This is a genomic window from Streptomyces sp. NPDC046308, from assembly GCF_055588065.1.
Window position 1 is genome coordinate 439,009 of the sequence record NZ_JBVJFB010000004.1, and the last position, 26,719, is coordinate 465,727.

Genomic DNA, 26,719 nt, shown 5'->3' on the forward strand with positions numbered 1-26,719 from the left:
GTGCCGGTGCGCAGCGGGCCCGCGAGGGTGGGCGAACCTAAGGGGTCGTACCGAGGATCTTGATCTCGCTGATGCCGCCTCGGTAGCTGTCCGACCCCTCGGAGGGCAGCGCGGTGAGGTGGATCAGGAGGTAGCGGGTCTTGATCACGTGTCCGAGCGTGACGGCGAGATTCTTCTCGACGGTCTTCTCCTCGACGATCTGCTCGGGGAACTTGGCCAGCGACGTGGGTGAGGAGGCGTCGGGCGCGGCAGCGCGGACCTGGAGCTTGTGCCCGGGGGCGTAGAGGTCCAGGTTGATGCCCGCCACCTCCTGCACGCTGCCGAGGTCGACGATGATGCCGCTGCCGGCCTTGCGGTTGTGGATCTCGAGGTTTCCGAAGTTCGCGTAACCGTCGTACCGGGGTGTGATCCAGCTGGTGGACGGGTCGTTGTCGACCGTGTTGCGGGCGTCCTCCGGCTTCAGCGGGTCCCCGCCGGGTGCGAACACCGAGACGCCGTTGACGGTGAGCGCTTTGCCGAGCGTCACGGGCTTCGGGTCTTCCTCGGAATCGGTCTGCGTCTGGTTCGGGCCGTTGGTGCCGCCGTTGTTGCGGCCCAGGAGGGTGCCGGCCAGCTGCCAGCTGCCCAGGCCGAGGGCGGCGATGAGCAGGGCGGCGACACCCCACTTGAGGGCCCGGCCGGTACGGCTCTGCAGCGGGGGAGGCGGCGGCTGGACGGGCCGGACCTGGGCGGTGTGGGCACCGGGAGGCGTGGGACGGCCGTAGCTGCCCTGCTGGTAGGTGGTGTGCTGGTACTCCGGCGGGGCCGTGAAGACGGGCTCCGGCGGCCGGATGCGGGGCATCGCGGCGACGGCCTTGGCCAGCTCCTCGGGGCTCGTGCAGGCGGGCTCCTGGCGGGAGGCGGTGGCCCCGTCGTTGGCGAGCGCCCGCATGGCGAGTTCGCCCAGACCCCGGTGGACACCGGCGCGCACCTGGTCGGGCGCGATCAGGCCCACGCCCTTGGGCAGGCCGGCGAGACCGTAGGCGTCGTTCTCGTACGGCCAGCGCTGGGTGAGCGCGGCGTACAGGAGGGCGCCGATGGCCTCGGTGTCGGCGCGCTGCGGGGTCTCGCTGGTGATGCCGCGCAGGGCGGCGTTCACGGCGAGGCCGCGGATCCGGTACTGGCCCGTGGAGGTGCGCAGTATCGCGCTGGGCGTCAGCCGCAGGTGGGCCAGGCCTTCGCGGTGCGCGGCGGCCATGGCCTGGGAGACCTGGCTGACGAGCTGGTAGGCCTCGTGGGGCTCCAGGGGGCCCGCGGCGAGGAGGGCGGTGAGCTCGGTGGCGTCGGGCAGCCATTCGTGGACGACGTAGACGAGGTCGTTCTCCTCCACGGCGTCGAGGACCTGGACGAACCGGGGGTCGCCGAGGAGGGCGGAGGAGCGCGCGGCGGCCAGGACGGAGCGTGCCCGCGCGTGGTCGGCGGGCATCAGGTGGACGCCCACGGCACGCCGCAGTTTCTCGTCCATCGCGCGCCAGCTGCTGAATCCGTCCACACGGGTGACGCACTCCTCCAGCCGGTAGCGTCTGGCGAGCTTGTGGCCGCTGTGGAGTTCGGGTGCGGCCGCGGGGGCCGCCTTCGTGCGTTCGCCGTCCTTGTCGGGCATGGGTCCGTCCGCGGCTCGTCCGTTCTGGGTGTCCACCCCGTCGGACGTGGCCTTCGCCGCTTGCGCGGCCAGCGGCTCATCACCGCTGTTGTCGGCCACGTCGACGGCAGCCGTGCTACGTTCCGCCACCGTCGTTCCTGCCTCCCCATCCGTTACGCGCTGTAGGCCAGTCTGCGAAGCCATGCCAATTGTGCCCACAGTCCGACGCTATGCACGACACACGAACGGGGGCGACGGTTGTGCGCATCAGCGCCCCAAACGTCCGCGGACCATTCCGACCATCGCGTTGAGCTCTTCGATCCTCATCCGCTTGGCGGCGATGAGGAACACGGCCGCCAGGGCGATGCCTCCGGCCACCAGGGCGGCGGCGGAACCGGCGACTCCACTGCCCAGCCACTGGGTGACCGCGTAGGCGGCGGCGCCGGCCACCGCGGCGGCGGGGACACAGGCTCCGGTGAGGCGGGCGTAGGTGCGCATCACGTGGGCGCCGTCGAGGTCACCGCCGAGGCGGGTCTTGAGCCGGCGCCAGGCGACGCCCACGCCGACGGTGTAGCCGAGGCCGTAGGCGGCGGCCATGCCGACGACCGCCCAGCGGGCGGGGAGCACGAAGAAGGAGGCCGCGGAGACAGCCGCGTTGACGGCGGCGACGATGACCGTGTTGTAGAAGGGCGTCCGGGTGTCCTCGTAGGCGTAGAACCCGCGCAGGACCACGTACTGGACCGAGTACGGGATCAGCCCGAGGCCGAAGGCCATCAGGATGTAGCCGATGTTCTGCGCGCCCGAGCCCGAGCCGGCGTAGAGCAGGGTGGCCATCGGCACGCCGAGCGCGAGGAACGCGAAGGCGCACGGCACGATCGCGACGGCCGAGGTGCGCAGTCCGTAGGAGATGTCGTCGCGGACCGCGGCGGCGTCCCCGTCGTGGGCCGAGCGGGAGATGCGGGGCAGCACGGCCGTCATGACGGAGACGGTGATGATCGCCTGCGGCATCTGCCACAGCAGCAACGCGTAGTTGTAGGCGGTGATGCCGGTACCGGAGTGGCCCTGCTTCTCGGCGACGGATCCGGCCCAGGTGGCGAACTGGGTGACGACGACCAGGCCGATCTGGTTGGCGAGGACGAAGAAGAACGTCCACTTGGCCAGGCGGGCGGCCTTGCCGAGGCCGTGGCCCTTCCAGTCGAAGCGCAGGCGCGGCCGGAAGCCTGCGTCGCGCAGGTAGGGCAGCATCGCGAGGGCCTGGACGGTGAGGCCGAGCAGGGTGCCGACACCCAGCAGGCGCACACCGTCGGCGGTGACCGTGGTGGCGTTGACCCCGGAGGTGGTGAAGCCGCCGAAGGCCCAGATGAAGGCGCCGAACGTGGCGATGACCACGATGTTGTTGAGGACCGGGGTCCACATCATGGCGCCGAACCGGCCGCGGGCGTTGAGGATCTGACCGAGCACCACGTGGACGCCCATGAAGAACATGGTGGGCAGGCAGTAGCGGGCGAACGCGACGGCCACTTCCATCTGCTGCGGGTCGGAGGCGATCTTCGGCGACATCATCGTGATGAACACCGGTGCGGCCAGGACGCAGATGGTGGTGATGGCGGCCAGCAGGACCACGACGAGGGTCAGCAGCCGGTTGGCGTACGCCTCTCCGCCGTCCTTGTCGTTCTTCATGGCCCGGACCAGCTGCGGGATGAAGACGGCGTTGAGGGCGCCGCCACCGACCAGCACGTAGATCATCGTGGGCAGGGTGTTGGCGATCTGGTACGTGTCGTTGAACGTGCCCACGCCGATCGCGCCGGCGATGACCAGGGTCCGCCCGAAGCCGGTGATGCGCGAGACGATCGTGCCCGCGGCCATGAGCGCGCTGGACTTCAGGAGGCTGGAGGCGCGGCCGGCGGGCTTGCTCGGTGCCGGCGCCGCGACGGGGGCTTCCTCGGCGGGGGTGCGGGGCGCCGCCTCCTGGTCGCGGTAGAGGTGGGCGAAGGCATCGGGTTCCGGCTGCTCGTCCGCGGCCTGGGTGACGAGGGAGTCGACGCCGACGAACTGGGTGGTGGTCGCGTGGTCGCCGTACGGCAGGTGGCGGGAGGGGCCGTCCGGCTCGGGCGGCGGGGTCTGGGCCCAGACGCGCGGGTCGGGGGAGTACGAGGGCGCGGTCGGCGCCGCGTAGAGCGGTCCGGGCTCCTGGTAGGTGCCGGGCGGCGGCGGGGGGTGCGAGGCGCGGTCGTAGAGGACCTCGGCGACGGGGTCCTGGGCGGACAGGTCCTGGGCCCGGTACGGGTCGTAGTCGTAGGCATCCTGGACATACGGGTCGCGTTCCGGCGCGGGCGCAGGCGCGGGAACCTGCCCGGGCACCGGGGTGCCCGGGGCAGTGCCCTGGGAGGGCGCAGGCCCACCAGTGCCCTGCGCGCGGTCACCGTCGTACGGCGCGTTCATCGAAACCCCACCTCATCGTCCCCAGGCCGACCGGCCACGGCATCGCTCAACGGTCCACTGTCTCACCCGTGCCGGACCCCTCGGTGCTTTGCGGTCCGGTGTCCGTGGACTCGTCACTCGGCTGCGTGCTCTCCTCGGCGGCCGCGCGGGCTGCGACGCGCTTGCGGCTGGCGTACATCTTGATGCCTGCCAGGACCAGGAGGAGCACGCCGCCGGCGATGACGAGCATCACGGTGGGGGTGATCTCGGTGGCCTCGACGGTGAACCGTCGTTCCTTGCCGTAGGGGACGCCGTCCTTGGTGAAGAGCTGCGCCGTGACCTCGACCGGGCCGCTCGCGGTGGCGTTGGCGGTGAACTTCACGGTCTGGGTGTGGTCGCCCTGGACGGTCACCTGCTGCTCGGCCTGGCCGCTGTCGCCGAACATCAGGCGGGTCGGGTTGGCGGACTTCACCCGCAGGACCAGGTCGTGGACGTCCTGGACGAGGCTGTTCTGGACGCTGACCGGGATGGTGGCGCTGTGTCCGGACAGGGTGGCGTCGGACTTGGGGATGACCTTGACCTTCTCGGTGAGACCGATCAGGTAGTCCTGCACTTGGTCCCGGTAGAGGCGGGCCTCCTCGGGACGCCCGCGCCAGGACGTGGACATCTCCCGGTTGGTGGTGTTGCCGAAGGGGATCTCCACGCGGTCGGGTGCGGCGAGGATCACCTTGAAGTGGTCGAGGCTGTTCTGCGTGGTGCGGATCTTCTCGAAGGCCGACACCGGCAGCTCCTGCTTGCGCAGGGCCTCGGGGTACTGTCCGGCGCCCGGCACCTGGGTGGCGGCGCCGGGATCGGGCTTGGCGGCGGCCGCGGCCTCGAGGTCCCCGGGCTGCGTCCACCGGCCCGCCTGGAGCCCGCGCACGGCCGCGGCCATCGTCTGCACCTGGCTGACGGTGGGCATCCGCTGCGGGGCGACGACGAAGCTGCGCTGCTCGTCGGTCTTCTGCAGGTTGAGGGCGAGGCTGTGGGCGAGGAAGCGCTGCACGGCCAGGGTGGAGGTCCCGGCGTTCAGCATGTCGCCCTCGAAGGCGGTGGACAGGTCGGCGTCCGCGACGACGGCGGTGGTGCCGGCGCCGATGGGCCGGGCGGCCGAGGGCGTGTAGCCGAGGGCTCCGCTCTCCACGAGGCTGTCGCTGCGGGTGAGGACGTTGTGGGCGCCGGCCGAGGTGGCGACGTTGACGATCGAGGGGTCGATGGCGCCGTCCACGGGCCAGGAGAAGTCGGTGGACGCCGTGACGTGCAGGACGGTCTCGACGGCCTGCTTCGCCTTGTCGGTGGCGGGGCGCAGCTGGCCCAGGGTGCCCGAGACGTCCTTGCCGTGGTGGGCGAGGGAGGCGAGATCGGGATCCGCGAAGGGCAGGGCGACGACCTTCTTGCCCTGGACTGCGGCTTCCAGGGAGCTCAGCCACTGCTCGGCGACGGCCTTGTTCCTGCCCTGGACGGGCTTTCCGCCGGGAGTGCGGACCCGGTAGCCCTTGGTCATCGCGTCGACCGTGTAGAGCAGGTCGGGGTCGATGACCCAGGTGATCGGCAGGTCCTTGCCGAGGCTGACCATCTGCTCCAGGCGGCCGCCGGGCTTGAGCTCGTCGGCGAGCGAGTCGTCGAGGAAGACGGGGGTCTGCAGCTCGTCGGAGCCGGTCTCCGCGGTCACGCGGGTGGTGGAGATCAGCGGCCACGCGTAGGTGAGCTGGGCGCGCTTGGAGGCGGCTTCCGGCTGCCAGGGCAGGAAGGTCCGCTTGATGCCCAGGACCTGCTCGGACGGGCGGCTGTCGGTCGCCCCGGAGAGGGAGACCCCGAGCTGGTAGACCCCGTCCTTGTCCAGTTCGAGCTTGTTCACCGGGACGGTCAGGGTGAAGTCCTGGCGGACCTTCGACGGGAGCGAGGCGATCTTGACGGCGTAGGCCGGATCGATCTCGCCCGGGTCGGCGCCGGCCCGGAACCCGTTGCGTTCCGCGGCCTCGTCGATGGAGGCCCGGTCCGCGAGCGGGGGCCCGACCCGCAGGCCGACGTGCGCGTCGTTGATCGTCTCGGGGCCGGTGTTCACCACGGTGCCGGAGATCGTGAGGGTGTCGCCCTTGACGGGCGCGGCAGGGGTCATGGAGGTCAGCTGGACGTCCACACCGGTCGCCTGGACCGCCTGGGCGTTGGGCGCGGGAGAGTAGACCAGGGCGGCCATCACGGGCGTCCCGGCGAGCAGGACGATCGCGCGCCGCAGCCAGCGGCGCCGGACAGGAGCGGGGGACGCCCCCTGGATGTCTGCCGCCTCGGCCACGCGCTAGCCCGTTCCTCGAAGTGTCAGTGCTCGTTTTTTGTGCGTCCAGGCATGGTAACGAGGCCCGCTGTGTGCGAGTGCCGCGCCTTGCTCCACATGATCGGCTCCGCCCCGGGGCGGCCGCCTACCGGGGTCGCGCAAAACGGGGCGGCTCCCGGTGGGCCGGGCACGTACCCTTTTCTGTTGTGCCGAACGCCAACGAAGACACCCCCAGTGCCCTGAGTCAGGTGCAGCTCCGCGCGGTCAGTGAACTGCTGCGGGTCGCCCCTGTCGCCGACGAGCTCGGCCGCCGATTCCAGGAGGCGGGCTTCCGCCTCGCCCTGGTCGGCGGGTCCGTCCGCGATGCGCTGCTCGGGCGTCTCGGCAACGATCTCGACTTCACCACCGATGCCCGCCCCGAGGACGTGCTGAAGATCGTCCGGCCGTGGGCCGACTCGGTGTGGGACGTGGGCATCGCCTTCGGCACCGTCGGGGCGCAGAAGAGCGCCCGTGTCGGGGACGTCGTGCGGAACTTCCAGATCGAGGTGACGACGTACCGTTCGGAGGCCTACGACCGCACCTCGCGCAAGCCCGAGGTCTCCTACGGCGACTCGATCGACGAGGACCTGGTCCGGCGCGATTTCACGGTCAACGCCATGGCCCTGGCCCTGCCCGAGCAGGAGTTCATCGACCCGCACGGGGGCCTGGAGGACCTGGCCGGCGGAGTGCTGCGCACCCCCGGGACCCCGGAGGACTCGTTCTCCGACGATCCGCTGCGGATGCTGCGGGCGGCCCGGTTCTCCGCGCAGCTGGACTTCGAGGTCGCCCCGGAGGTCGTGGCGGCCATGAAGGCGATGTCCGACCGCATCGAGATCGTCTCGGCGGAGCGGGTCCAGGGCGAGCTCAACAAGCTGATCCTGTCGGCCAACCCGCGCCGGGGTCTGGGACTGCTCGTGGACACGGGGCTGGCGGACCGGGTCCTGCCCGAGCTGCCCGCGCTACGGCTGGAGAGTGACGAGCACCACCGGCACAAGGACGTCTACGACCACTCGCTGATCGTGCTGGAGCAGGCCATCGCCCTCGAGGAGGACGGTCCGGACCTGGTGCTGCGCCTCGCGGCCCTGCTGCACGACATCGGCAAGCCCCGTACCCGCCGCTTCGAGAGCGACGGCCGTGTCTCCTTCCACCACCACGAGGTGGTGGGGGCGAAGATGACCAAGAAGCGGCTGACCGCGCTGAAGTACTCCAACGACATGATCAAGGACGTGTCCCGGCTGGTGGAGCTGCACCTGCGCTTCCACGGCTACGGCGACGGGGAGTGGACCGACTCCGCGGTGCGGCGCTACGTCCGCGACGCCGGTCCGCTGCTGGAGCGCTTGCACAAGCTGACCCGGTCCGACTGCACGACGCGCAACAAGCGCAAGGCCAACGCCCTCTCCCGGACCTACGACGGGCTTGAGGAACGCATCGCGCAGCTGCAGGAGCAGGAGGAGCTGGACGCGATCCGGCCCGACCTGGATGGCAACGAGATCATGCAGGTCCTGGACGTCGGCCCGGGTCCGGTGATCGGCAAGGCGTACGCCTTCCTGCTGGAGCTGCGGCTGGAGAACGGCCCGATGGGGCGCGATGCCGCGGTCGTGGCGCTCAAGGAGTGGTGGGCCGCGCAGGCCTGAGGAAGGACGGTCGGCGTCGATGTTTCACGTGAAACATCGACGCCGACCGTTGGTCGGGGGCGCCCTCAGACGAGACGTCGCTCCTGCCGGCCCAGCAGGAGAGCGGTCGCGGCGTAGAGGGCGGACACACAGAGGACCAGGGCCACCGAGCGCCCGTCGACGGGGAGCATGAGGGAGGCCACCGCCGCCGCTCCCACGAAGGCGACATTGAAGAGCACGTCGTAGACGGAGAAGACGCGGCCTCGGAAGTCGTCGTCCACCCGGGACTGGACTTCCGTATCGGTGGCGATCTTGGCCCCTTGGGTGGCGAGGCCGAGGACGAAGGCGGCGACCAGCATCGGCCCCGGGGCGAAGAACAGGCCGAGGACGGGCACCAGGACCGCGGCTCCCGCGGAGCAGGCCGTGATCCAGCCGAGGGTGCCCAGCCGGCCCGCCAGCCAGGGGGTCACGACGGCGGCCGCGAAGAACCCCGCCCCGGAGGCGCCGACCGCGACGCCGAGCAGGGCCAGCCCGTCAGCCTCGTTGTCCGACCAGGAGTAGCGGCAGAGCATCAGCAGCATGACGAACAGGGCGCCGTAGCAGAACCGCATCATGGTCATCGCGGCGAGCGCCCGGGCCGCCTCGCGCCGGCCGGCCAGGTGCCTGAGGCCTTCGGCCATGCCCCGCACGGTGAGGGCGACTCCTTCGGCGACGGAGGGGTGGACCCGGCCGGGAGGGTGGTCGGGCCCGAGCAGGCCGATGGCCAGCTGCAGGGAGACGAGGGCCGCACACAGGTAGAGCCCGGCCCCGAGCAGGACGACGAGGGCGTTGGAGTCGGAGGCCAGCAGCCGGACGAGGAAGGCCAGCCCGCCGCCCGCGACCGCCGCCAGGGTGCCGGCGGTGGGGGAGAGCGCGTTCGCGGTGACCAGCTGGTCGGGGCCGACGACGCGGGGCAGCGAGGCCGCGAGCCCGGCCAGCACGAAGCGGTTGACGGCGGTCACGGACAGCGCCGAGGCGTAGAACAGCCAGTCGGGTACTCCCGCGACGATCAGCATCCCGGTGACGCAGGCGAGGAAGGCGCGCAGCAGGTTGCCGTAGAGGAAGACCTGACGCCGACGCCAGCGGTCGAGCAGCACCCCGGCGAAGGGGCCGATCACCGAATAGGGCAGGAGCAGCACCGCCATGGCCGAGGCGATGGCCGTCGGCGAGGTCTGTTTCTCCGGGGAGAAGACCACATAGGTGGCGAGGGCGACTTGGTAGACGCCGTCCGCCGCCTGGGAGAGCAGCCGTACGGCGAGCAGGTTGCGGAAGTCCCTGAGGCGCAGGAGTACGCGCAGATCACGTACGACAGGCATGAGGGCAAGGGTCACATACGCGGAGGGTCCCCGGGCATATTGCCCGGGGACCCTCCGCGGAAGAACAGCCGAAGTCCAGGTGTCCTCGCGGACCCTTGGGGTTCGACTAGCGCTCGACCTCGCCCTTGATGAACTTCTCGACGTTCGCGTAGGCCTCGTCGTCGAAGTACTGCACCGGCGGGGACTTCATGAAGTAGCTGGACGCCGACAGGATCGGGCCGCCGATGCCGCGGTCCTTGGCGATCTTCGCGGCGCGCAGGGCGTCGATGATGACACCGGCGGAGTTCGGGGAGTCCCACACCTCGAGCTTGTACTCGAGGTTCAGCGGGACGTCGCCGAAGGCACGGCCTTCGAGGCGGACGTAGGCCCACTTGCGGTCGTCGAGCCACGCGACGTAGTCGGACGGGCCGATGTGGACGTTCTTCTCGCCGAGCTCACGGTCGGGGATCTGCGAGGTGACGGCCTGCGTCTTGGAGATCTTCTTCGACTCGAGGCGGTCGCGCTCGAGCATGTTCTTGAAGTCCATGTTGCCGCCGACGTTGAGCTGCATGGTGCGCTCAAGACGGACACCGCGGTCCTCGAACAGCTTCGCCATCACGCGGTGCGTGATGGTGGCGCCGACCTGGGACTTGATGTCGTCGCCGACGATCGGGACACCGGCCTCGGTGAACTTGTCAGCCCACTCCTTGGTGCCGGCGATGAAGACCGGGAGGGCGTTGACGAAGGCGACCTTGGCGTCGATGGCGCACTGGGCGTAGAACTTCGCCGCCGCCTCGGAGCCGACCGGCAGGTAGCAGATCAGGACGTCGACTTCGCGGTCCTTGAGGACCTGGACCACGTCGACCGGAGCCTCCGCGGACTCCTCGATCGTCTGGCGGTAGTACTTGCCCAGGCCGTCCAGGGTGTGGCCGCGCTGAACGGTCACACCGGCGTTCGGGACGTCGCAGATCTTGATGGTGTTGTTCTCGCTGGCGCCGATGGCGTCCGAAAGGTCGAGGCCGACCTTCTTCGCGTCGACGTCGAACGCGGCGACGAACTCGATGTCACGCACGTGGTAGTCGCCGAACTGGACGTGCATCAGACCGGGGACCTTGGCCGCCGGGTCGGCGTCCTTGTAGTACTCGACGCCCTGCACCAGCGAGGCGGCGCAGTTGCCTACGCCGACGATGGCTACGCGAACCGAACCCATTCCGGTTGCTCCCTGTTTGTTCTCGGACGAGGCCTGCGACATGCAGGTCTCATTTTTCAGTTTCGTCGGACGGACCGGACCGTCTCCGGTCCCGTCCCGCCCGCTCGCTCTCGATGAGCTCGTTCAGCCAGCGCACTTCGCGCTCCACGGACTCCATGCCGTGCCGCTGCAGCTCGAGCGTGTAGTCGTCGAGGCGCTCCCGCGTACGGACGAGGGAGGCGCGCATCTTCTCCAGACGCTCCTCCAGCCGGCTGCGGCGGCCCTCCAGTACCCGCATGCGCACGTCTCGTTCGGTCTGGCCGAAGAAGGCGAAGCGAGCGGCGAAGGACTCGTCTTCCCAGGTGTCGGGGCCCGTGTGGGAGAGGAGCTCCTCGAAGTGCTCCTTACCCGCGGCCGTCAACCGGTAGACGATCTTGGCGCGGCGCCCTGCGAGTGAAGCGGCGAGAGCGTCCTCCGGGGCGTTGCCCGGTTCTTCGATCAACCAGCCGTTGGCGACGAGCGTCTTGAGGCAGGGGTAGAGCGTCCCGTAGCTGAAGGCTCGGAACACCCCCAGTGAGGTGTTGAGCCGCTTGCGCAGCTCATAGCCGTGCATGGGGGACTCGCGCAGCAGGCCGAGGACGGCGAACTCGAGGATGCCCGAGCGTCTGCTCATCCGCCTTCCTCTCCTCCGCCCCTGAGTCTTTATGCCGAGCTGATGTATCGACTCGATACATCCAGACGATAGAACGGGGCGCGCTGATCGACAAGGGGTGATCTGGTGACCGGTGTCACATCACCAATTCGCACCAGTGGAGTTGCCTGATTTGGGGTGAACTTCGGCACTGGTCGGGTTTTGAGCGTGCGTAGTCTGTGGGCCATGACACCGGGGGAACCGGAATTCATCTGCCGCTTCCAGGCCACTCGCCTGCCCGAGGAGTAGTCGTTCGATGAGCGAGCACCGCCGCAAACCGCCGCAGCCCCAGGGTGGTGGGCGGGCCTCAGCCCGCCGCGCCGCCCAGCAGCGCCCCGGCAGGGGCGCCCCGGCCGGACGGGACGTCCCCACCGCGTCGCACAGCGGCCCCTACCCGCAGGAGCCGGCGCCGGCCAGTCGTGCCGAGGCGCGCCGGGCTGCCCAGAGAGGGCCCGGGGGCCGCGGACGCGGCGCCGCGAGCTCCGCGCGCGGCGCGGGCCGCCCCGACAAGCGGCTGATCAACTACCCGCGGTCCGACCGGGACGGCTGGAAGCGCTTCGTGCCCTCCTGGAAGTTCGTCTGCGGCACCACCCTGGGCTTCTTCGCGGTGATCGTCGCGGGCGCCGGCATCGGTATCGCCATGGTGAGCACGCCGGACCCGAACAAGGCGGCCAAGGCGCAGAACAACGTCTTCTACTGGGCCGACGGCAGCCAGATGGTGGCGACGGGCGGTTCGATGAACCGGCAGATCGTGCCCATCTCGAGCATTCCCCGGTCGATGAGGGACGCCGTGATCGCGGCGGAGAACGAGTCCTTCGAGACGGACAAGGGCGTGGACCCGATGGGCATCGCCCGCGCCGTCTGGAACATGGGTACGGGCGGCTCCACCCAGGGCGGCTCGACCATCACCCAGCAGTACGTCAAGAACACCTACCTGGACTCCGACCAGACGCTCAAGCGCAAGGTCACCGAGCTCTTCATCGCGATCAGGCTGGGCGTCTCCGAGGAGAAGGACAAGGTCCTCGCGGGCTACCTCAACACCGCCTACTACGGACGCGACGCCTACGGCATCCAGGCCGCGGCCCGTGCCTACTTCGGCAAGGACAGCCAGGACCTGAACCCCTCCGAGTGCGCGTTCCTGGCCTCCGTGCTCAAGGGCCCCAACCTGTACAACCCGGACGGCGGCATCGGCCCCGCGGCCACCCCCGAACTCAACGAGGACCGGGCCCGCAAGCGCTGGGCCTGGGTGCTGGACCGCCAGGTCGAGGTCGGCCGGATGGACAAGACCGAGCGGGCGAAGTACACGGACAAGGACTTCCCCGCCCGCGTCGAGTCGGAGCAGGCCCGCGGCATGACCGGCCAGATCGGCTACCTGGTCGACACGGCCAAGGCGTACGTCATGAAGACCAAGGGCATCACGGTCGAGCAGATGGCCCTGGGCGGCTACCGGATCAAGACCACCTTCGAGAAGCCGCGGGTGGACGCCCTGGCCAAGGCCGTGGCGGACGCCCGCGACGGCTTCATCGACGAGAAGAAGCGGCCCGACACCGACACCTTCGTCCAGTTCGGCGGAGCCTCCGTGGACGTCAAGACCGGGGCGCTCGTGGCCCTGTACGGCGGCCCCGGCTGGGACCAGAAGTACTTCAGCAACAACGCCAACACCAGCGGTGTCCCGGTCGGCTCGACCTGGAAGCCGTACGTGCTCGCGGCGGCCATGCAGTACGGCACCCAGAACTCCAACGGCCGGGGCATCTCGGCCGACAGCAAGTACCAGGCCAACGACCTCACGGTGATCAACAACCGTGAGGGCAGGCCGCTGCGCGACGCCAAGGGCAACCCGTTCAAGCAGAAGAACGAGAGCCCGACCGCCTACGGATACGTCACCCTCAACGAGGCGATGGAGAAGTCCATCAACGTCCCGTTCGCCCAGCTGATCTTCGACGTCGGCCACACCAAGGTGCGGGACCTGGCCAAGTCCACCGGCATCCTCGAGGAGTCGATCAACCCGAACACGGACGCCTCGTCCGCCCTCGGTACCTCGACCCCCAGCGCCATCCGGATGGCCGACTCGTACGCCACGTTCGCCGCCTCGGGCACGCACCACGAGCCCTACTCGGTGACCGAGGTCGAGAAGGACGGCGAGAAGCTCCCCGGCTTCGAGCCCCCCAAGCCCCAGCGGGCCATGGACAACGCCGTCGCGGACAACATCACCAAGGTCCTGCAGAACGTCGTCAAGAACGGCACCGGCAAGGAGGCCAAGAAGCTCGGCCGTCCCGCCGCGGGCAAGACCGGTACCACGGACGAGAACAAGTCGGCCTGGTTCGTCGGCTACACCCCGGAGCTGTCCACCTCCGTCGTCCTCTTCCGCACGGACCCCAACTCGCAGGACCGCAAGCTGCAGTCCATGAACGGCGTGGGCGCCATCCCGTCCATCCACGGTGGTGACATCCCGGCCGAGATCTGGACCCAGTACATGCGCGAAGCGCTCAAGGACGCCCCGGTCAAGGAGTTCCCGGAGCCCGACGAGGTCGGCGTCATCGCCGACTCCGCAGGCGCCCCCTCCCCCACTCCGTCGGCCCCCGCCGCGCCGTCCCCGTCCCCGTCGACGACCCCGCCGACCTCCCCGACGCCGTCCCCGACCCCGTCCAAGGGCGGGAAGCCGTCCTGCAAGCCGTGGGGGCTGTACTGCGACCCGGACGACCCCACGCGCGGGACGACCAACGCAGGCACGAACACCGGCACCACTTCGGGGATCATCGCCGGCACCCAGGGCGGGGCCAGCGGATCACCGTCCCCGTCGACCAGCGGCAGACCGGGCCGCCCGGGCGGCACCACCGGAGGGACCACCGGCACCGTGCCGGACTGATCCGCCCCGCCGCCCCGTGAACACAGGAAGGCCGTCGCACCCCTTCGTGCGGCGGCCTTCCCCCGTGTCCGGCCCCGTACGGCAGGATGGCCCCCATGACCCAGGTGCACGAGGACCGTCCCGTACTGCCGACGCAGCAGGACGAGGTCGCAGCAGCCGGCAGCGAGTTCATCGGAGGCCCGCTCGGCCGCTACGCCCGGCTCGGCGGCCACTGGCTGGGGCCGGTCCGCGTCGTGGCCCTCCTCGCCATCGGCATGTTCGCGCTCGGCATGGTGCAGAAGCTGCCCTGCTACGACTGGGCGTGGTTCCGCGGAGCGGGCTCGCAGTACACCCACGCCTGCTACTCCGACATCCCGCACCTGTACGCGGTGCGCGGCTTTGCCGACAACCTGACGCCCTACTTCGACCGGCTGCCCGGCGACATGGAGTACCTGGAGTACCCGGTGCTCACCGGGCTCTTCATGGAGATCGCCTCCTGGCTGACCCCCGGCAGCGGCTCCATGCAGCACCGCGAGCAGATGTACTGGATGGTCAACGCGGGCATGCTGATGGCCTGCGCGGCGGTCATCGCCGTGTGCGTCGCGCGCACCCACCGCCGCCGGCCCTGGGACGCCCTGCTCTTCGCGCTCGCGCCCGCCTTCGCACTGACGGCGACGATCAACTGGGACCTGCTGGCCATCGCCCTGACCGCCGCCGGGATGCTCATGTGGTCCCGCGGGCGGACGGTCCTCTTCGGTGTCCTGATCGGCCTGGCCACCGCGGCCAAGCTCTATCCCGTCCTGCTGCTCGGGGTGCTGTTCGTGCTCTGCTGGCGGGCCGGGAAGTGGCGCGCCTTCGGCGCGGCCGTCCTGGGCGCGGCCGGGGCCTGGCTCGTGGCGAACCTGCCCGTCATGCTCTTCGCCTGGGACGGCTGGACGAAGTTCTACACCTTCAGCCAGGAACGGCCCATCGACTTCGGCTCCGTGTGGCTGCTGATCTCACAGCGCTCGGGCAACCCCCTGGAAGACGCCAACACCTACGCGACGGGGCTGACGCTCCTGCTGTGCGGGGCGATCGGCCTGCTCACCCTGACCGCCCCGCGCCGGCCCCGGTTCGCGCAGCTGGCCTTCCTGGTCGTCGCCGCCTTCATCCTGTGCAACAAGGTCTATTCGCCGCAGTACGTGCTGTGGCTCATCCCGCTCGCCGCGCTGGCCCGGCCGCGCTGGCGGGACTTCCTGGTCTGGCAGGCCGGCGAGGTCGTCTACTTCCTCGGGATCTGGTTCTACCTCGCCTACACCAGCAGCGGGGACAAGCACCAGGGCCTGCCCGTGGAGGGCTACCAACTGGCGATCACCGCCCACCTGCTGGCCACCCTGTACCTGTGCGCGGTCGTCGTCCGGGACATCCTGCTCCCCGAGCGGGACGTCGTGCGCCGCGACGGCTCGGACGACCCGTCGGGCGGCGTCCTGGACGGGGCCGAGGACGTGTTCGTGCTGTCGGACGCGGCGAGGGCGCCGCGGTACGCGGCGCCCTCGGAGGGACAGCGGGTCGACTGGGGCCTGGATCCCAGGGACTGACGGGCGGACTCAGGCGTCGAGCACCCGGTCGAACTGTGTGGTGGTGTGGCGCAGGTGCGCCACGAGCTCGTCGCCGACCTTCGGCTCGGTCGCGTCCGAGGGCACGAACAGGATCGACACCTGCATGTGCGGCGGCTCCGCGAACCAGCGCTGCTTGCCCGCCCACACGAACGGCGACAGGTTCCGGTTGACGGTGGCCAGGCCGGCCCGGGCGACGCCCTTGGCGCGCGGCATCACACCGTGGAGGGCCTTGGGGGCCTCCAGGCCGACGCCGTGCGAGGTACCGCCGGCGACGACGACCAGCCAGCCGTCGGAGGCGGCCTTCTGCTGGCGGTAGCCGAACCGGTCGCCCTTGGCCACGCGCGTGACGTCGAGGACCGCACCGCGGTACTCGGTCGCCTCGTGGTCACCCAGCCACAGCCGGGTGCCGATACGGGCCCGGAAGCGGGTCTGCGGGAACTGCTGCTGCAACCGTGCCAGTTCCTCGGCCCGCAGGTGGCTGACGAACATGGTGTGCAGCGGCAGCCGGGCCGCGCGCAGCCGGTCCATCCAGCCGATGACCTCCTCGACGGCGTCCGAGCCGTCCGGGCGGTCCAGCGGCAGGTGCAGGGCGAAGCCCTCCAGCCGGACGTCTTCGATGGCCCCGTGCAGCTGGCCCAGATCCTGCTCGGAGATGCCGTGGCGGCGCATCGAGCTCATGCACTCGATGACCACGCGGGCGCCGACCAGACCGCGGACCCCGTCCAGCGAGGACACCGAGCGGATGACCCGGTCCGGCAGCGGCACCGGCTCCTCGCCCCGCCGGAACGGGGTGAGGACGAGCAGGTCGCCGCCGAACCAGTCCTTGATGCTCGCGGCCTCGTACGTCGTGCCGACGGCGAGCACGTCGGCGCCCATGCGGGTCGCCTCCTCGCACAGCCGCTCGTGGCCGAAGCCGTAACCGTTGCCCTTGCAGACCGGGATCATCCCGGGGAACTGGTCCTGGATCTGCTTCTGGTGCGCACGCCAGCGCGCGGTGTCGACGTAGAGCGTGAGCGCCATGGCCCGTCCGGCACCTTTCTCGATAACAGCGGGGATCAGGGGGTCAGGGGGTTCAGCGGCGCGACATGTAGATGTCGAGCGCCTTGTGCAGCACCTTGTTGAGCGGGAAGTCCCACTCGCCGACGTACTCGACGGCCTCGCCACCCGTGCCGACCTTGAACTGGATCAGTCCGAACAGGTGGTCGTTCTCGTCCAGCGTGTCAGAGATGCCGCGCAGGTCGTAGACGCTGGCACCGAGCGCGTAGGAGTCGCGCAGCATGCGCCACTGCATCGCGTTCGAGGGCCGGACCTCGCGCTTGTGGTTGGCGGAGGCGCCGTACGAGTACCAGACGTGCTGGCCGACGGTGAGCATCGTGGCGGCGGCCAGCGGCTCCCCCTCGTGCGTGGCGATGTAGAGGCGCATCCGGTTGGGGTCCTCGGCGTTGAGGGCCGTCCACTGGCGCTGGAAGTAGCTGAGCGGGCGCGGGCGGAACTTGTCGCGCTCGGCCGTGATCTCGTACAGGTGCTGCCACGTCGGCAGGTCGTCGTAGCCCCCCTGGACCACCTCGACGCCGGCCTTCTCGGCCTTCTTGATGTTGCGGCGCCACAGCTGGTTGAAGCCCTTGAGGACGTCGTCGAGCGAGCGGTTGGCCAGCGGCACCTGGAAGACGTACCGGGGCTGGACGTCGCCGAATCCGGCGCCGCCGTCCTCGGCCTGCTGCCAGCCCATGCGGCGCAGCTTGTCGGACACCTCGAAGGCGCGGGGCTCGATGACCGAGGCCTCCACGTCGCGCAGGCGCTTCACGCCCGGGTCCTGGATGCCGGCCTTGATGGCGGTCGCGTTCCAGCGGCGGATGACGACGGGCGGGCCCATCTTCACGGTGAAGGCGCCCTGCTGCTTGAGGTGGGCCAGCATCGGCTGGAGCCACTCCTCCAGGTTCGGGGCGTACCAGTTGATGACCGGGCCCTCGGGGAGGTAGGCGAGGTAGCGCTTCACCTTGGGCAGCTGGCGGTACAGCACGAGGGCCGCACCGACGAGTTCCTCGGACTCGTTGAACCATCCGAGGTTCTCGGAGCGCCACTCGTTCTTCACGTCGGCCCACGCCGGGACCTGGCAGTGGCTAGCCGAGGGCAGGCTCTGGAGGTAACCCAGATGCTGCTCTCGGCTGATGGTCCTCAGGGACAGGCTCATGCGGGGCGTCTCCTCCGGCGGCTTCGCTGGCTATGGCGCGAAGCCTACTGCGACAGGGGCGCCACCCTTCTGGGGGACGGGCCGGAGGCCCGGGCCGGTGGGGAGCCGGCGCCCTGCCGCGGAGGTGCCCCGCCGGGCCCGGTCAGCCGCCGAAGAGGCCGCCGTGGAACATGCCGAGGTAGAAGCCGATGGCAGACGCGCCAAGGCCGATGATCAGCGCGAAGCGCTCGCGTGTCGTGACGGAGACGAACTGTCCGTACGCGCCGGTCAGAATGCCGATCAGCCCGGCCCAGGAGCTGAGCAGGTGCAGGTTGTGGAAGAAGGCCGTGACGAACGCCACGGCGCCGAGGGTCAGGGTGACCGCCAACAGGGTGTCCTGCAGCGGGTGCGGCTTGCCGTCGGTGGAGAGCAGCGAGATGGGCTGACGTTGCATGGCCTGTGCCATCGGAAGGCACCTCCTGGCTGACGCAGAGCGGTGTGCCGGGGCGGCCTCCGGCGGAGCCGGGGGCATAGCACCGAGCACACCCGTTGGATACAGATTGGGGCCCCCTCCCGCCGGATTTCAACCGGAAGGAGTCGAGGAGGTAGTCTGTACAGCTGCGCGGTGTCTGCTCTCGGACACCGTGCGCACGCATCACGACCCTCCTGCCACGGAACGACCGTGGCCGCTGAGTCCAAAGGAGGTGGGTTCCACATGCGTCACTACGAAGTGATGGTCATCCTCGACCCCGATCTCGAGGAGCGCGCTGTCTCCCCGCTGATCGAGAACTTCCTCTCCGTCGTCCGTGAGGGCAACGGAAAGGTCGAGAAGGTCGACACCTGGGGCCGTCGTCGTCTCGCTTACGAGATCAAGAAGAAGCCCGAGGGCATCTACTCGGTCATCGACCTTCAGGCCGAGCCTGCGGTCGTCAAGGAGCTTGACCGACAGATGAACCTGAACGAGTCGGTTCTCCGGACCAAGGTCCTTCGCCCCGAGACCCACTGAACTTCGGTTCAGCGGTAATCGGGACCGAGTAGCACAGCAGCCCAGCAGCAATCCCCGCCGAGAGGTTCATCCATGGCAGGCGAGACCGTCATCACGGTCGTCGGCAATCTCGTCGACGACCCCGAGCTGCGCTTCACCCCCTCGGGTGCGGCGGTCGCGAAGTTCCGAGTCGCGTCCACCCCCCGCACCTTCGACCGCCAGACCAATGAGTGGAAGGACGGCGAAAGCCTGTTCCTGACCTGCTCGGTGTGGCGGCAGGCGGCGGAGAACGTCGCCGAGTCCCTCCAGCGAGGCATGCGCGTCATCGTGCAGGGCCGGCTGAGGCAGCGGTCGTACGAGGACCGTGAGGGTGTCAAGCGCACGGTCTACGAGCTGGACGTCGAGGAAGTCGGCCCCAGCCTGAAGAACGCCACGGCCAAGGTCACCAAGACCACCGGTCGCGGCGGTCAGGGTGGATACGGCGGTGGCGGCCAGCAGCAGGGTGGCGGCGGTGGCTGGGGCGGAGCCCCCAGCGGCGGCGCCCCGCAGGGCGGCGGAGCTCCCTCCGACGACCCGTGGGCGTCCAGCGCGCCGGCCGGTGGCCAGCAGCAGGGCGGCGGCGGGGGCGGCTGGGGCGGAAGCTCCGGCGGCTCCGGCGGTGGCTACTCGGACGAGCCGCCCTTCTAGGGCAGCTCGCATCCCCACTTCTTGATCACACAGGAGAGACACAATGGCGAAGCCGCCTGTGCGCAAGCCTAAGAAGAAGGTCTGCGCATTCTGCAAGGACAAGACCGCGTACGTGGACTACAAGGACACGAACATGCTGCGGAAGTTCATTTCCGACCGCGGCAAGATCCGTGCCCGCCGCGTTACCGGCAACTGCACGCAGCACCAGCGTGACGTCGCCACGGCCGTGAAGAACAGCCGTGAGATGGCGCTGCTGCCCTACACGTCCACCGCGCGATAAGGAAAGGGTGACCGACTAATGAAGATCATCCTGACCCACGAGGTCTCTGGCCTCGGCACCGCCGGCGATGTCGTCGACGTCAAGGACGGTTACGCTCGCAACTACCTGGTCCCGCGTGGTTTCGCGATCCGCTGGACCAAGGGTGGCGAGAAGGACGTGGCGCAGATCCGCCGCGCCCGCAAGATCCACGAGATCGCGACCATCGAGCAGGCCAACGAGATCAAGGCCAAGCTCGAGGGCGTGAAGGTGCGTCTGGCCACCCGTGCGGGTGACGCCGGCCGTCTCTTCGGCTCCGTGACCCCCTCCGACATCGCCACGGCGATCGAGGCTTCCGGTGGTCCGAAGGTCGACAAGCGCCGCGTTGAGCTGGGCGCCCCGATCAAGACCCTCGGTTCGTACCAGGTCTCCGTGCGTCTGCACAACGAGGTCGCCGCGAACGTGGGCATCGAGGTCGTCGCCGCCTAAGGGCTGCGCATGAAGGGCCGCACCCCCCGGGGTGCGGCCCTTCGTCGTTTCCCGATGCTTCACGGGATGTTTCACGTGAAACATCTAGCGGGTGGCTCCCGCGATCAGCCAGCGGCCCGAACGGGCGCGCACCCTGAGGGTGGCCATCCGGACCAGCATCATCAGGGTCATGGCCCACCAGAGCGTGGTGATGCCGCCGCCGACGACCGGGACCAGGAGGGCGGCCGGGACGAACGCGGCGAGCGTCACGAGCATGGCCCGGGCCAGGTAACGGCCGTCGCCCGCGCCCATGAGGACACCGTCGAGCACGAAGACGACGCCCGAGACGGGCTGGGACAGGGCCACGACCAGCAGGGCGGGGAGCAGGGCTGCCTCGACCGCCGGATCGCTGGTGAACAGCGGGATGAACACCGGGCGGGCCAGGACGACCAGCAGGCCGAGCACGACGCCCGAGACGATGCCCCACTGCACCATGCGGCGGCAGACGGTCTTCGCGCCCTCCGTGTCGCCCGCACCCAGGTAGCGTCCGATGATCGCCTGGCCGGCGATCGCTATGGCGTCGAGCGCGAAGGCGAGCAGGCTCCACAGGGCGAGCAGGATCTGGTGGGCGGCGATGTCGGCGTCGCCGAGCCGGGCGGCCACGGCGGTCGCGATCATCAGGATGGCGCGCAGGGACAGGGTGCGGACCAGCAGGGGCGCGCCGGCCTGGGCACAGGCCCGGATGCCCGCGGGGTCCGGGACCAGGGAGGCACCGTGCCGACGGGCTCCGCGGACGACCACGAAGAGGTACGCGGCCGCCATCGCGCACTGGGCGATGACCGTGCCCCAGGCGGAGCCGGCGATCCCGAGCCCCGCACCGTAGACGAGGGCCGCGTTCAGGCCCACGTTCAGGGTGAAGCCGCCCACGGCCACGTAGAGCGGGGTGCGGGTGTCCTGGAGACCGCGGATGACCCCGGTGGCGGCCAGCACCATCAGCATGGGTGGGATGCCGAAGGCGGAGATGCGCAGATAGGTGATGGCGTAGGGGGCGACGGTGTCGGAGGCTCCGAAGAGGGAGATCAGCGACGGAGCGGCGGGCAGCACCACGGCGATGACGGCCACGCCGAGCAGGAGGGCGAGCCAGATGCCGTCCATGCCCTGCCGGATGGCCGCCTGCAGGTCGCCCGCGCCGACCCGGCGGGCGACGGCTGCCGTGGTGGCGTACGCGAGGAAGACGAAGACGCTCACGGCGGTGGTGAGCAGAGCGGCGGCGATGCCGAGGCCGGCGAGCTGGGGCGTGCCGAGGTGTCCCACGATGGCGCTGTCGGCCATCACGAAGAGGGGCTCGGCGACGAGTGCGCCGAAGGCGGGGACGGCGAGCGCGAAGATCTCCCGGTCGTGCCGTCGCCGCCCAGCCTCGGATGCTGTGAGGGCCTGTGTCATGCGCTCAATCTAATCTTCCACAGGTAATAGATGCAACCCATCTGTGATCCTTACTGCTGCGCCGATGCGAGCCTTCTCCGCGACTCGTTGGAGGCGATCTCGAGACAGTGGCCAAGATTTTTCCCCCGCGCTGTCTCGGGAGAGGGAAACCCCAGGTCAGGTGGGGTCACGGCGTGGTGCGGGTGATTTTGTCCACAGCGTCGTCCCCCGGTCCGTACACAGCTTCCGGAGAGTTACCCACAGCATTGGCGCCGTCATCCACATCTCATCCACACAGCCTGTGGATAACAAGATTGGCTGACGCCGCTCCCGGCCCTACCGTGGTGCGTTGCCCGACTCGTCGACAGCCGACTCGGGTGCCCCAAATGTCAGAGCCGTGTCGTAGAAAGAGTGGCACGGCAAGGTCCGCTTCGCGGACGGGAGGAGGCGGCCCGGTGGGTATGCCCGAGCCCATGGACGACCCCTGGGCCGACAGCGGTCCGGGTGACCGTCTGCCCGCCCGTTCGCGCCGTAACAGCGAAGGCCGTGGCCGCGGGGACGAACAGCACGACCGGGGCCGCGAGGGCGGCTCCTGGGACGGCGGCGGCGGTGGCGGCTTCGAGCGCGTCCCTCCGCAGGACCTCGACGCCGAGCAGTCGGTGCTCGGCGGCATGCTGCTCTCGAAGGACGCCATCGCCGATGTCGTCGAGGTCATCAAGGGCCACGACTTCTACCGGCCTTCCCACGAGACGATCTTCCAGGCCATCCTCGACCTGTACGCCAAGGGCGAGCCGGCCGACCCGATCACCGTCGGCGCCGAGCTGACCAGGCGCGGCGAGATCAGCAAGGTGGGCGGGGCCTCGTACCTGCACACCCTGGTCCAGTCCGTGCCGACGGCGGCGAACGCCGAGTACTACGCGGAGATCGTCCACGAGCGGGCCGTCCTGCGCCGCCTGGTCGCCGCCGGCACCAAGATCACGCAGATGGGGTACGCGGCCGACGGCGACGTCGACGAGATCGTCAACAGCGCCCAGGCCGAGATCTACGCCGTCACCGAGCAGCGGACCTCCGAGGACTACCTGCCGCTCGGCGACATCATGGAGGGCGCCCTCGACGAGATCGAGGCGATCGGCTCGCGCAGCGGCCAGATGTCGGGCGTCCCCACCGGTTTCACGGACCTGGACTCACTGACCAACGGCCTGCACCCCGGGCAGATGATCGTCATCGCTGCCCGTCCCGCGATGGGCAAGTCCACGCTCGCCCTGGACTTCGCACGGGCCTGCTCCATCAAGAGCAACCTGCCGAGCGTGATCTTCTCCCTCGAAATGGGGCGCAACGAGATCGCCATGCGCCTGCTCTCGGCGGAGGCCCGGGTGGCGCTGCACCACATGCGCTCCGGCACGATGACGGACGACGACTGGACCCGGCTCGCCCGCCGGATGCCGGACGTCTCCGCCGCCCCGCTCTACATCGACGACTCCCCCAACCTGTCGATGATGGAGATCCGGGCCAAGTGCCGCCGGCTCAAGCAGCGCAACGACCTCTCGCTCGTGGTCATCGACTACCTCCAGCTGATGCAGTCGGGCGGCTCGCGCCGTCCCGAGAGCCGCCAGCAGGAGGTATCGGACATGTCCCGAAACCTCAAGCTGCTGGCGAAGGAGCTCGAGGTCCCCGTGATCGCGCTCTCCCAGCTGAACCGTGGTCCGGAACAGCGCACCGACAAGAAGCCGATGGTCTCCGACCTGCGTGAATCGGGCTCGATCGAGCAGGACGCCGACATGGTGATCCTGCTGCACCGCGAGGACGCGTACGAGAAGGAGTCCCCCCGCGCGGGTGAGGCGGACCTGATCGTGGCCAAGCACCGTAACGGCCCCACGGCCACGATCACCGTGGCCTTCCAGGGCCACTATTCACGCTTCGTGGACATGGCCAACACGTAGCATCCGATCATGGATGACCTTTCTGAGGACCTGGAACTTCTCCCCGCCACCCGGCGGGCCCTCCGGCACCGGATCGCCGTCGCGCAGAGCGCGGGGCGGGCGCCGTCCGTCGTGGCCGCCGTGCTGCGGGGCGGTGAGTTGGTCTGGGAGGGTTCCCGGACCTCGGTCGAAGGGCACGCTCCCGACGGGAACGTCCAGTACCGGATCGGCTCGATCACCAAGACCTTCACGGCAGTTCTGGTGCTGCGCCTGCGGGACGAGGGACTGCTGAGCCTCTCGGATCCGCTGGAGAAGCACCTGCCGGGGACGGGGGCCGGCGAGGTGACCGTCGCCCAGCTGCTGGCCCACACGAGCGGACTGGCGGCGGAGACCCCCGGTGAGTGGTGGGAGCGCACCCCCGGCGCCTTGCGTCCCGAGCTCTCCGACGTCCTGGGCGACGAGCCGTTCGCCCTGACGCCGGGACGCCGCCACCACTACTCCAACCCCGGCTACACCCTGCTGGGTTCGCTGGTGGAGGCGGTGCGCGGGAAGCCCTGGGAAGAGGTCCTGCGGGCCGAGGTGCTGGAGCCGCTCGGGCTGGACCGTACGAGCGGGCAGCCGCAGGCCCCGCACGCGGGCGGCTGGGCGGTGCACCCGTGGGCGGACCTGATGATGCCCGAGCCGCTGGAGGACCTGGGGCTGATGGCTCCGGCCGGACAGCTGTGGTCGACGACCAGGGACCTGGCGCGGTTCGCCGGCTTCCTGCTGCACGGTGACGAGCGGGTCCTGAGCGCGGAGTCCGTACGGGAGATGCGCACGCCGGCAGCGCCGCCGGAGCCCGGCCTCGCCGATCTCGGCTACGGGTTGGGGATGCAGCTGACGGCCGACGGCGACCGCAGGCTCGCAGGCCACAGCGGATCGCTGCCGGGCTTCGTCGCGGGCCTGTGGCTGAGCGAGGCGGACGACGTCGCGGCGGTGGTGCTGGCGAACTGCACCTCCGGGCTTCCGGCCGCGACGGTGGCGGCGGAACTGGTCGGGATCGTGGCGGACGCCGAGCCGCGGTTCCCGAAGCCGTGGCGGCCCTTCCGGGAGTCGGACCGGGTGCCGCTGGAGCTGTGCGGCCCCTGGTACTGGGGGACTTCGGCGCAGGTGGTGCGGCTGACGGCGGACGGACTGCTGGAGCTGGGCCCGGTGGGCGGATCCGGGCGCACGGCCCGGTTCCGGGCCGGGCCGGACGGCACCTGGACCGGACTGTCCGGCTACTACGCCGGTGAGACGCTGCGGGCGGTGCGCCGGGAGGACGGCTCGGTGAGCCACCTCGACCTGGCGTCCTTCGTCTTCACGCGCGAACCGTACGACGCCCAGGCCCCGGTGCCCGGCGGGGTGGACCCGCAGGGATGGCGGGGCATCGGCTGAGGGCCGGTGCCCGGGTCCGGCCCCGGTCCCTGGCTCAGGCGACGAGTTCGCGTTCCAGCGGGGTGCGGAAGCGAGGGGTGATCCGGGCCTCACCCACCCAAGCGGCGAGCCGGGCCGCCTCGGCGGTGATCGCCTCCTCGGCGGCGCGGCCGGGGCTGCCCAGCAGCCGCCAGACGATCTCGCCGTCGGAACGCTGGGCCCAACCCCCGACGATCTCGCCGTTCCACCACACGGTGGGGCCGATGTTGCCGGCGTAGTCGAAGAGCGCGGGCCTGTGGGCGGGGTCGAGGTGGAAACCGCGGTCGGCCCAGCCCATGCCGGTGGGGTCGAGGCCGGGCAGCAGCGCGGCCCAGGGCTCCGGCGCCGGCTCGGGCGCCGTGTCCCCGGGGCCGACGAGGGCGGTGCCGCCGTCCTCGAGGCGGACCTGGTCCGGGCCCACGGCGGCGAGTGCCTTGCGTACGTCCGTGAGGGTCCAGCCGGTCCACCACTTGAAGTCGGCCTCGGTGGCGGGGCCGTAGGCGTGGAGCCAGCGGCGGGCGATCTCCGCGCGGGCCTCGGCGGCGGGCACGGCGGGCCAGGGCTCGGTGTGCACCCAGCGGTACTGACTGGAGGTCCACGACCCGCGCGGGCGGCCGCGCCGGATCCGGCCGTCGGCGGCCAGCAGCCGGATGACACGGGTGGCGACACCGGTCTCCGCTTCGTACGTCTTGCCGCGGCCGATGGTGATCTTCTGGCGCAGTGCGGGCACGGCGGCCGACAACTGGCTTCCGGTGACCGGCCCGTACACGTCGAGGGCGTCGAGCGCGGCGGTCTCCGCCTGCGCCAGCCACTGCGCGTCGAGTCCCTGACCGTCCTCGTCGAGGTGCTTGAGCAGGGTGCGGCGCTCCTTGACGGCGATGGCCCGGGCCGACGAGGCGTCGACGTAGGGGGCGAGTTCCGCCGAGACCGCGAAGAGCGTGTTGCGCATGCTGAGCAGCCGCACGAGGCTGACGTCCTCGTAGAGCGCCTGCTCGACCAGACCCGGGCCGCCTCCGGCGAGCCGGGCGCGGGAGGAGAGGAAGATCGTCGCGGCGTCGGTGGCGTGCAGGGCGACGACGGAGTCCGCGGCCTCCACCACCGTGGCGGCCCGGGCCGAGGGAGCGAGGCGATGGCGCCGGCCGATCCGGTGGCGGCGCTCGGCGGTGGTGACGAGGGGCAGGCTGGGGCTCACCTCCCGATCGTAGGCCGGGCCGCCGACGGGGCGACCCGGCCCGCGGGCCATCGGGCTCAGAGCTGCAGCTTGAACCCGACGTGGGAGGCGGTGAATCCGAGCCGCTCGTAGAAACGGTGGGCGTCGGTCCGGGTCACGTCCGAGGTCAGCTGGACGAGCGAGCAGCCCTCGGCACGGGACTTCTCCACCGCCCACTCGATGAACCGGGTGCCCAGCCCGCCGCCGCGCTCGTCCGCGTGGACACGGACGCCCTCGATGACGGACCGGGTGGCCCCCTTGCGGGAGAGACCGGGGATGATCGTCAGTTGGAGGGTGCCCACGACGCGGTCCGCGCGGACGGCGACGACCAGGTGCTGGTTCGGGTCTCCGGCGAGGCGCCGCAGGGCCGCGCGGTACGGGGTGAGGTCCTCGGGGGACTCGCGGGTGGCACCCAGCGGATCGTCGGCCAGCATGGCGACGATGGCGGGGAGATCGGCCTCGGTCGCGGGCCGGATGGCCGGCCCGGGGGCGTCGGTCATGACGGG

At 70.3% G+C, this 26,719-nt stretch carries 21 protein-coding genes; 9 read left to right on the forward strand and 12 right to left on the reverse strand.

The window, feature by feature from the left end; translation table 11 throughout:
- Positions 1–37: 37 nt before the first annotated feature.
- From ACZ6JT_RS19595 to ACZ6JT_RS19605, 3 genes are all read right to left on the reverse strand, one after another.
- The gene (locus ACZ6JT_RS19595; RefSeq protein ID WP_469211307.1) at positions 38–1,771 is read right to left on the reverse strand and encodes a protein kinase family protein; all 1,734 of its coding nucleotides are present in this window, start codon (positions 1,769–1,771) and stop codon (positions 38–40) included.
- Positions 1,772–1,888: 117 nt separating this feature from the next.
- On the reverse strand, positions 1,889–4,063 hold the full coding sequence (gene murJ / locus ACZ6JT_RS19600) for a murein biosynthesis integral membrane protein MurJ (protein ID WP_376615643.1): 2,175 nt from the start codon (positions 4,061–4,063) through the stop codon (positions 1,889–1,891).
- 46 nt (positions 4,064–4,109) lie between these two features.
- Positions 4,110–6,374, reverse strand: coding sequence for a DUF6049 family protein (locus ACZ6JT_RS19605; RefSeq protein WP_469211309.1), 2,265 nt, complete (start codon positions 6,372–6,374; stop codon positions 4,110–4,112).
- A gap of 185 nt (positions 6,375–6,559) precedes the next feature.
- Between ACZ6JT_RS19605 and ACZ6JT_RS19610 the strand changes: the two genes are divergently transcribed.
- A complete protein-coding gene (locus ACZ6JT_RS19610; RefSeq protein ID WP_469211310.1) occupies positions 6,560–8,026 on the forward strand; it encodes a CCA tRNA nucleotidyltransferase in 1,467 nt (488 codons plus the stop codon).
- 65 nt (positions 8,027–8,091) lie between these two features.
- Here the strand turns inward: ACZ6JT_RS19610 and ACZ6JT_RS19615 are convergent, their stop codons facing one another.
- The 3 genes from ACZ6JT_RS19615 to ACZ6JT_RS19625 form a co-directional block, all read right to left on the reverse strand.
- Positions 8,092–9,360, reverse strand: coding sequence for an MFS transporter (locus ACZ6JT_RS19615; RefSeq protein WP_469211313.1), 1,269 nt, complete (start codon positions 9,358–9,360; stop codon positions 8,092–8,094).
- 106 nt (positions 9,361–9,466) lie between these two features.
- On the reverse strand, positions 9,467–10,549 hold the full coding sequence (locus ACZ6JT_RS19620; protein WP_030707739.1) for an inositol-3-phosphate synthase: 1,083 nt from the start codon (positions 10,547–10,549) through the stop codon (positions 9,467–9,469).
- Positions 10,550–10,598: 49 nt separating this feature from the next.
- Entirely contained in the window at positions 10,599–11,201 is a 603-nt protein-coding gene (locus tag ACZ6JT_RS19625) for a PadR family transcriptional regulator (protein ID WP_030707740.1), read from the reverse strand.
- A gap of 274 nt (positions 11,202–11,475) precedes the next feature.
- Here ACZ6JT_RS19625 and ACZ6JT_RS19630 point away from each other — a divergent pair, with 274 nt between their 5' ends.
- A complete protein-coding gene (locus ACZ6JT_RS19630) occupies positions 11,476–14,085 on the forward strand; it encodes a transglycosylase domain-containing protein (RefSeq protein WP_469211314.1) in 2,610 nt (869 codons plus the stop codon).
- A gap of 95 nt (positions 14,086–14,180) precedes the next feature.
- Positions 14,181–15,641: a glycosyltransferase family 87 protein gene (locus ACZ6JT_RS19635; protein ID WP_469211316.1), complete on the forward strand. Its 1,461-nt coding sequence runs from the start codon at positions 14,181–14,183 to the stop codon at positions 15,639–15,641.
- Positions 15,642–15,650: 9 nt separating this feature from the next.
- Here the strand turns inward: ACZ6JT_RS19635 and ACZ6JT_RS19640 are convergent, their stop codons facing one another.
- From ACZ6JT_RS19640 to ACZ6JT_RS19650, 3 genes are all read right to left on the reverse strand, one after another.
- Positions 15,651–16,682, reverse strand: coding sequence for an alanine racemase (locus tag ACZ6JT_RS19640; protein WP_030707744.1), 1,032 nt, complete (start codon positions 16,680–16,682; stop codon positions 15,651–15,653).
- A 52-nt stretch (positions 16,683–16,734) separates the two neighbouring features.
- The gene (locus ACZ6JT_RS19645; RefSeq protein WP_469211319.1) at positions 16,735–17,853 is read right to left on the reverse strand and encodes a lipid II:glycine glycyltransferase FemX; all 1,119 of its coding nucleotides are present in this window, start codon (positions 17,851–17,853) and stop codon (positions 16,735–16,737) included.
- 142 nt (positions 17,854–17,995) lie between these two features.
- A complete protein-coding gene (locus ACZ6JT_RS19650) occupies positions 17,996–18,298 on the reverse strand; it encodes a hypothetical protein (protein ID WP_469211320.1) in 303 nt (100 codons plus the stop codon).
- Between the two features lie 249 nt (positions 18,299–18,547).
- Between ACZ6JT_RS19650 and rpsF the strand changes: the two genes are divergently transcribed.
- The 4 genes from rpsF (at position 18,548) to rplI (ending at position 20,249) form a co-directional block, all read left to right on the forward strand.
- Positions 18,548–18,838: a 30S ribosomal protein S6 gene (gene rpsF, locus ACZ6JT_RS19655; RefSeq protein ID WP_004950685.1), complete on the forward strand. Its 291-nt coding sequence runs from the start codon at positions 18,548–18,550 to the stop codon at positions 18,836–18,838.
- Between the two features lie 72 nt (positions 18,839–18,910).
- On the forward strand, positions 18,911–19,504 hold the full coding sequence (locus ACZ6JT_RS19660; RefSeq protein ID WP_469211322.1) for a single-stranded DNA-binding protein: 594 nt from the start codon (positions 18,911–18,913) through the stop codon (positions 19,502–19,504).
- A gap of 43 nt (positions 19,505–19,547) precedes the next feature.
- Positions 19,548–19,784 carry a 30S ribosomal protein S18 gene (gene rpsR / locus ACZ6JT_RS19665; RefSeq protein ID WP_005315025.1) on the forward strand — a complete coding sequence of 79 codons (237 nt, stop codon included), beginning with the start codon at positions 19,548–19,550 and terminating at the stop codon, positions 19,782–19,784.
- An 18-nt stretch (positions 19,785–19,802) separates the two neighbouring features.
- Positions 19,803–20,249, forward strand: coding sequence for a 50S ribosomal protein L9 (gene rplI / locus ACZ6JT_RS19670; protein WP_469211324.1), 447 nt, complete (start codon positions 19,803–19,805; stop codon positions 20,247–20,249).
- Between the two features lie 84 nt (positions 20,250–20,333).
- On the opposite strand, the gene ACZ6JT_RS19675 is transcribed toward rplI, so the two are convergent.
- Positions 20,334–21,671, reverse strand: a complete 1,338-nt coding sequence (locus ACZ6JT_RS19675; protein WP_469211325.1) for an MATE family efflux transporter — start codon at positions 21,669–21,671, stop codon at positions 20,334–20,336.
- Between the two features lie 452 nt (positions 21,672–22,123).
- On the opposite strand from ACZ6JT_RS19675, the gene dnaB reads away from it, so the two are divergent.
- Both dnaB and ACZ6JT_RS19685 read left to right on the forward strand, forming a co-directional pair.
- On the forward strand, positions 22,124–23,590 hold the full coding sequence (dnaB, locus tag ACZ6JT_RS19680; RefSeq protein WP_388831792.1) for a replicative DNA helicase: 1,467 nt from the start codon (positions 22,124–22,126) through the stop codon (positions 23,588–23,590).
- A 9-nt stretch (positions 23,591–23,599) separates the two neighbouring features.
- Positions 23,600–24,985: a serine hydrolase domain-containing protein gene (locus ACZ6JT_RS19685; protein WP_469211327.1), complete on the forward strand. Its 1,386-nt coding sequence runs from the start codon at positions 23,600–23,602 to the stop codon at positions 24,983–24,985.
- A gap of 34 nt (positions 24,986–25,019) precedes the next feature.
- Here ACZ6JT_RS19685 and ACZ6JT_RS19690 read toward each other — a convergent pair whose 3' ends face one another.
- On the reverse strand, positions 25,020–26,183 hold the full coding sequence (locus tag ACZ6JT_RS19690; protein WP_469211580.1) for a winged helix DNA-binding domain-containing protein: 1,164 nt from the start codon (positions 26,181–26,183) through the stop codon (positions 25,020–25,022).
- 68 nt (positions 26,184–26,251) lie between these two features.
- A complete protein-coding gene (locus tag ACZ6JT_RS19695) occupies positions 26,252–26,713 on the reverse strand; it encodes a GNAT family N-acetyltransferase (protein ID WP_469211329.1) in 462 nt (153 codons plus the stop codon).
- Between the last annotated feature and the right edge of the window lie 6 nt (positions 26,714–26,719).

Bases quoted from the DNA above. Each gene is read 5' to 3' on its own strand.
- ACZ6JT_RS19630 (WP_469211314.1), top strand. From the start codon at position 11,476: ATGAGCGAGCACCGCCGCAAACCGCCGCAGCCCCAGGGTGGTGGGCGG.
- ACZ6JT_RS19695 (WP_469211329.1), bottom strand. From the start codon at position 26,713: ATGACCGACGCCCCCGGGCCGGCCATCCGGCCCGCGACCGAGGCCGAT.
- ACZ6JT_RS19620 (WP_030707739.1), bottom strand. From the start codon at position 10,549: ATGGGTTCGGTTCGCGTAGCCATCGTCGGCGTAGGCAACTGCGCCGCC.
- ACZ6JT_RS19685 (WP_469211327.1), top strand. From the start codon at position 23,600: ATGGATGACCTTTCTGAGGACCTGGAACTTCTCCCCGCCACCCGGCGG.
- ACZ6JT_RS19645 (WP_469211319.1), bottom strand. From the start codon at position 17,853: ATGAGCCTGTCCCTGAGGACCATCAGCCGAGAGCAGCATCTGGGTTAC.
- ACZ6JT_RS19635 (WP_469211316.1), top strand. From the start codon at position 14,181: ATGACCCAGGTGCACGAGGACCGTCCCGTACTGCCGACGCAGCAGGAC.
- ACZ6JT_RS19615 (WP_469211313.1), bottom strand. From the start codon at position 9,360: ATGCCTGTCGTACGTGATCTGCGCGTACTCCTGCGCCTCAGGGACTTC.
- ACZ6JT_RS19625 (WP_030707740.1), bottom strand. From the start codon at position 11,201: ATGAGCAGACGCTCGGGCATCCTCGAGTTCGCCGTCCTCGGCCTGCTG.
- ACZ6JT_RS19660 (WP_469211322.1), top strand. From the start codon at position 18,911: ATGGCAGGCGAGACCGTCATCACGGTCGTCGGCAATCTCGTCGACGAC.
- rpsF (WP_004950685.1), top strand. From the start codon at position 18,548: ATGCGTCACTACGAAGTGATGGTCATCCTCGACCCCGATCTCGAGGAG.
- ACZ6JT_RS19640 (WP_030707744.1), bottom strand. From the start codon at position 16,682: ATGGCGCTCACGCTCTACGTCGACACCGCGCGCTGGCGTGCGCACCAG.
- rplI (WP_469211324.1), top strand. From the start codon at position 19,803: ATGAAGATCATCCTGACCCACGAGGTCTCTGGCCTCGGCACCGCCGGC.
- rpsR (WP_005315025.1), top strand. From the start codon at position 19,548: ATGGCGAAGCCGCCTGTGCGCAAGCCTAAGAAGAAGGTCTGCGCATTC.
- ACZ6JT_RS19650 (WP_469211320.1), bottom strand. From the start codon at position 18,298: ATGGCACAGGCCATGCAACGTCAGCCCATCTCGCTGCTCTCCACCGAC.
- murJ (WP_376615643.1), bottom strand. From the start codon at position 4,063: ATGAACGCGCCGTACGACGGTGACCGCGCGCAGGGCACTGGTGGGCCT.
- dnaB (WP_388831792.1), top strand. From the start codon at position 22,124: ATGGACGACCCCTGGGCCGACAGCGGTCCGGGTGACCGTCTGCCCGCC.
- ACZ6JT_RS19675 (WP_469211325.1), bottom strand. From the start codon at position 21,671: ATGACACAGGCCCTCACAGCATCCGAGGCTGGGCGGCGACGGCACGAC.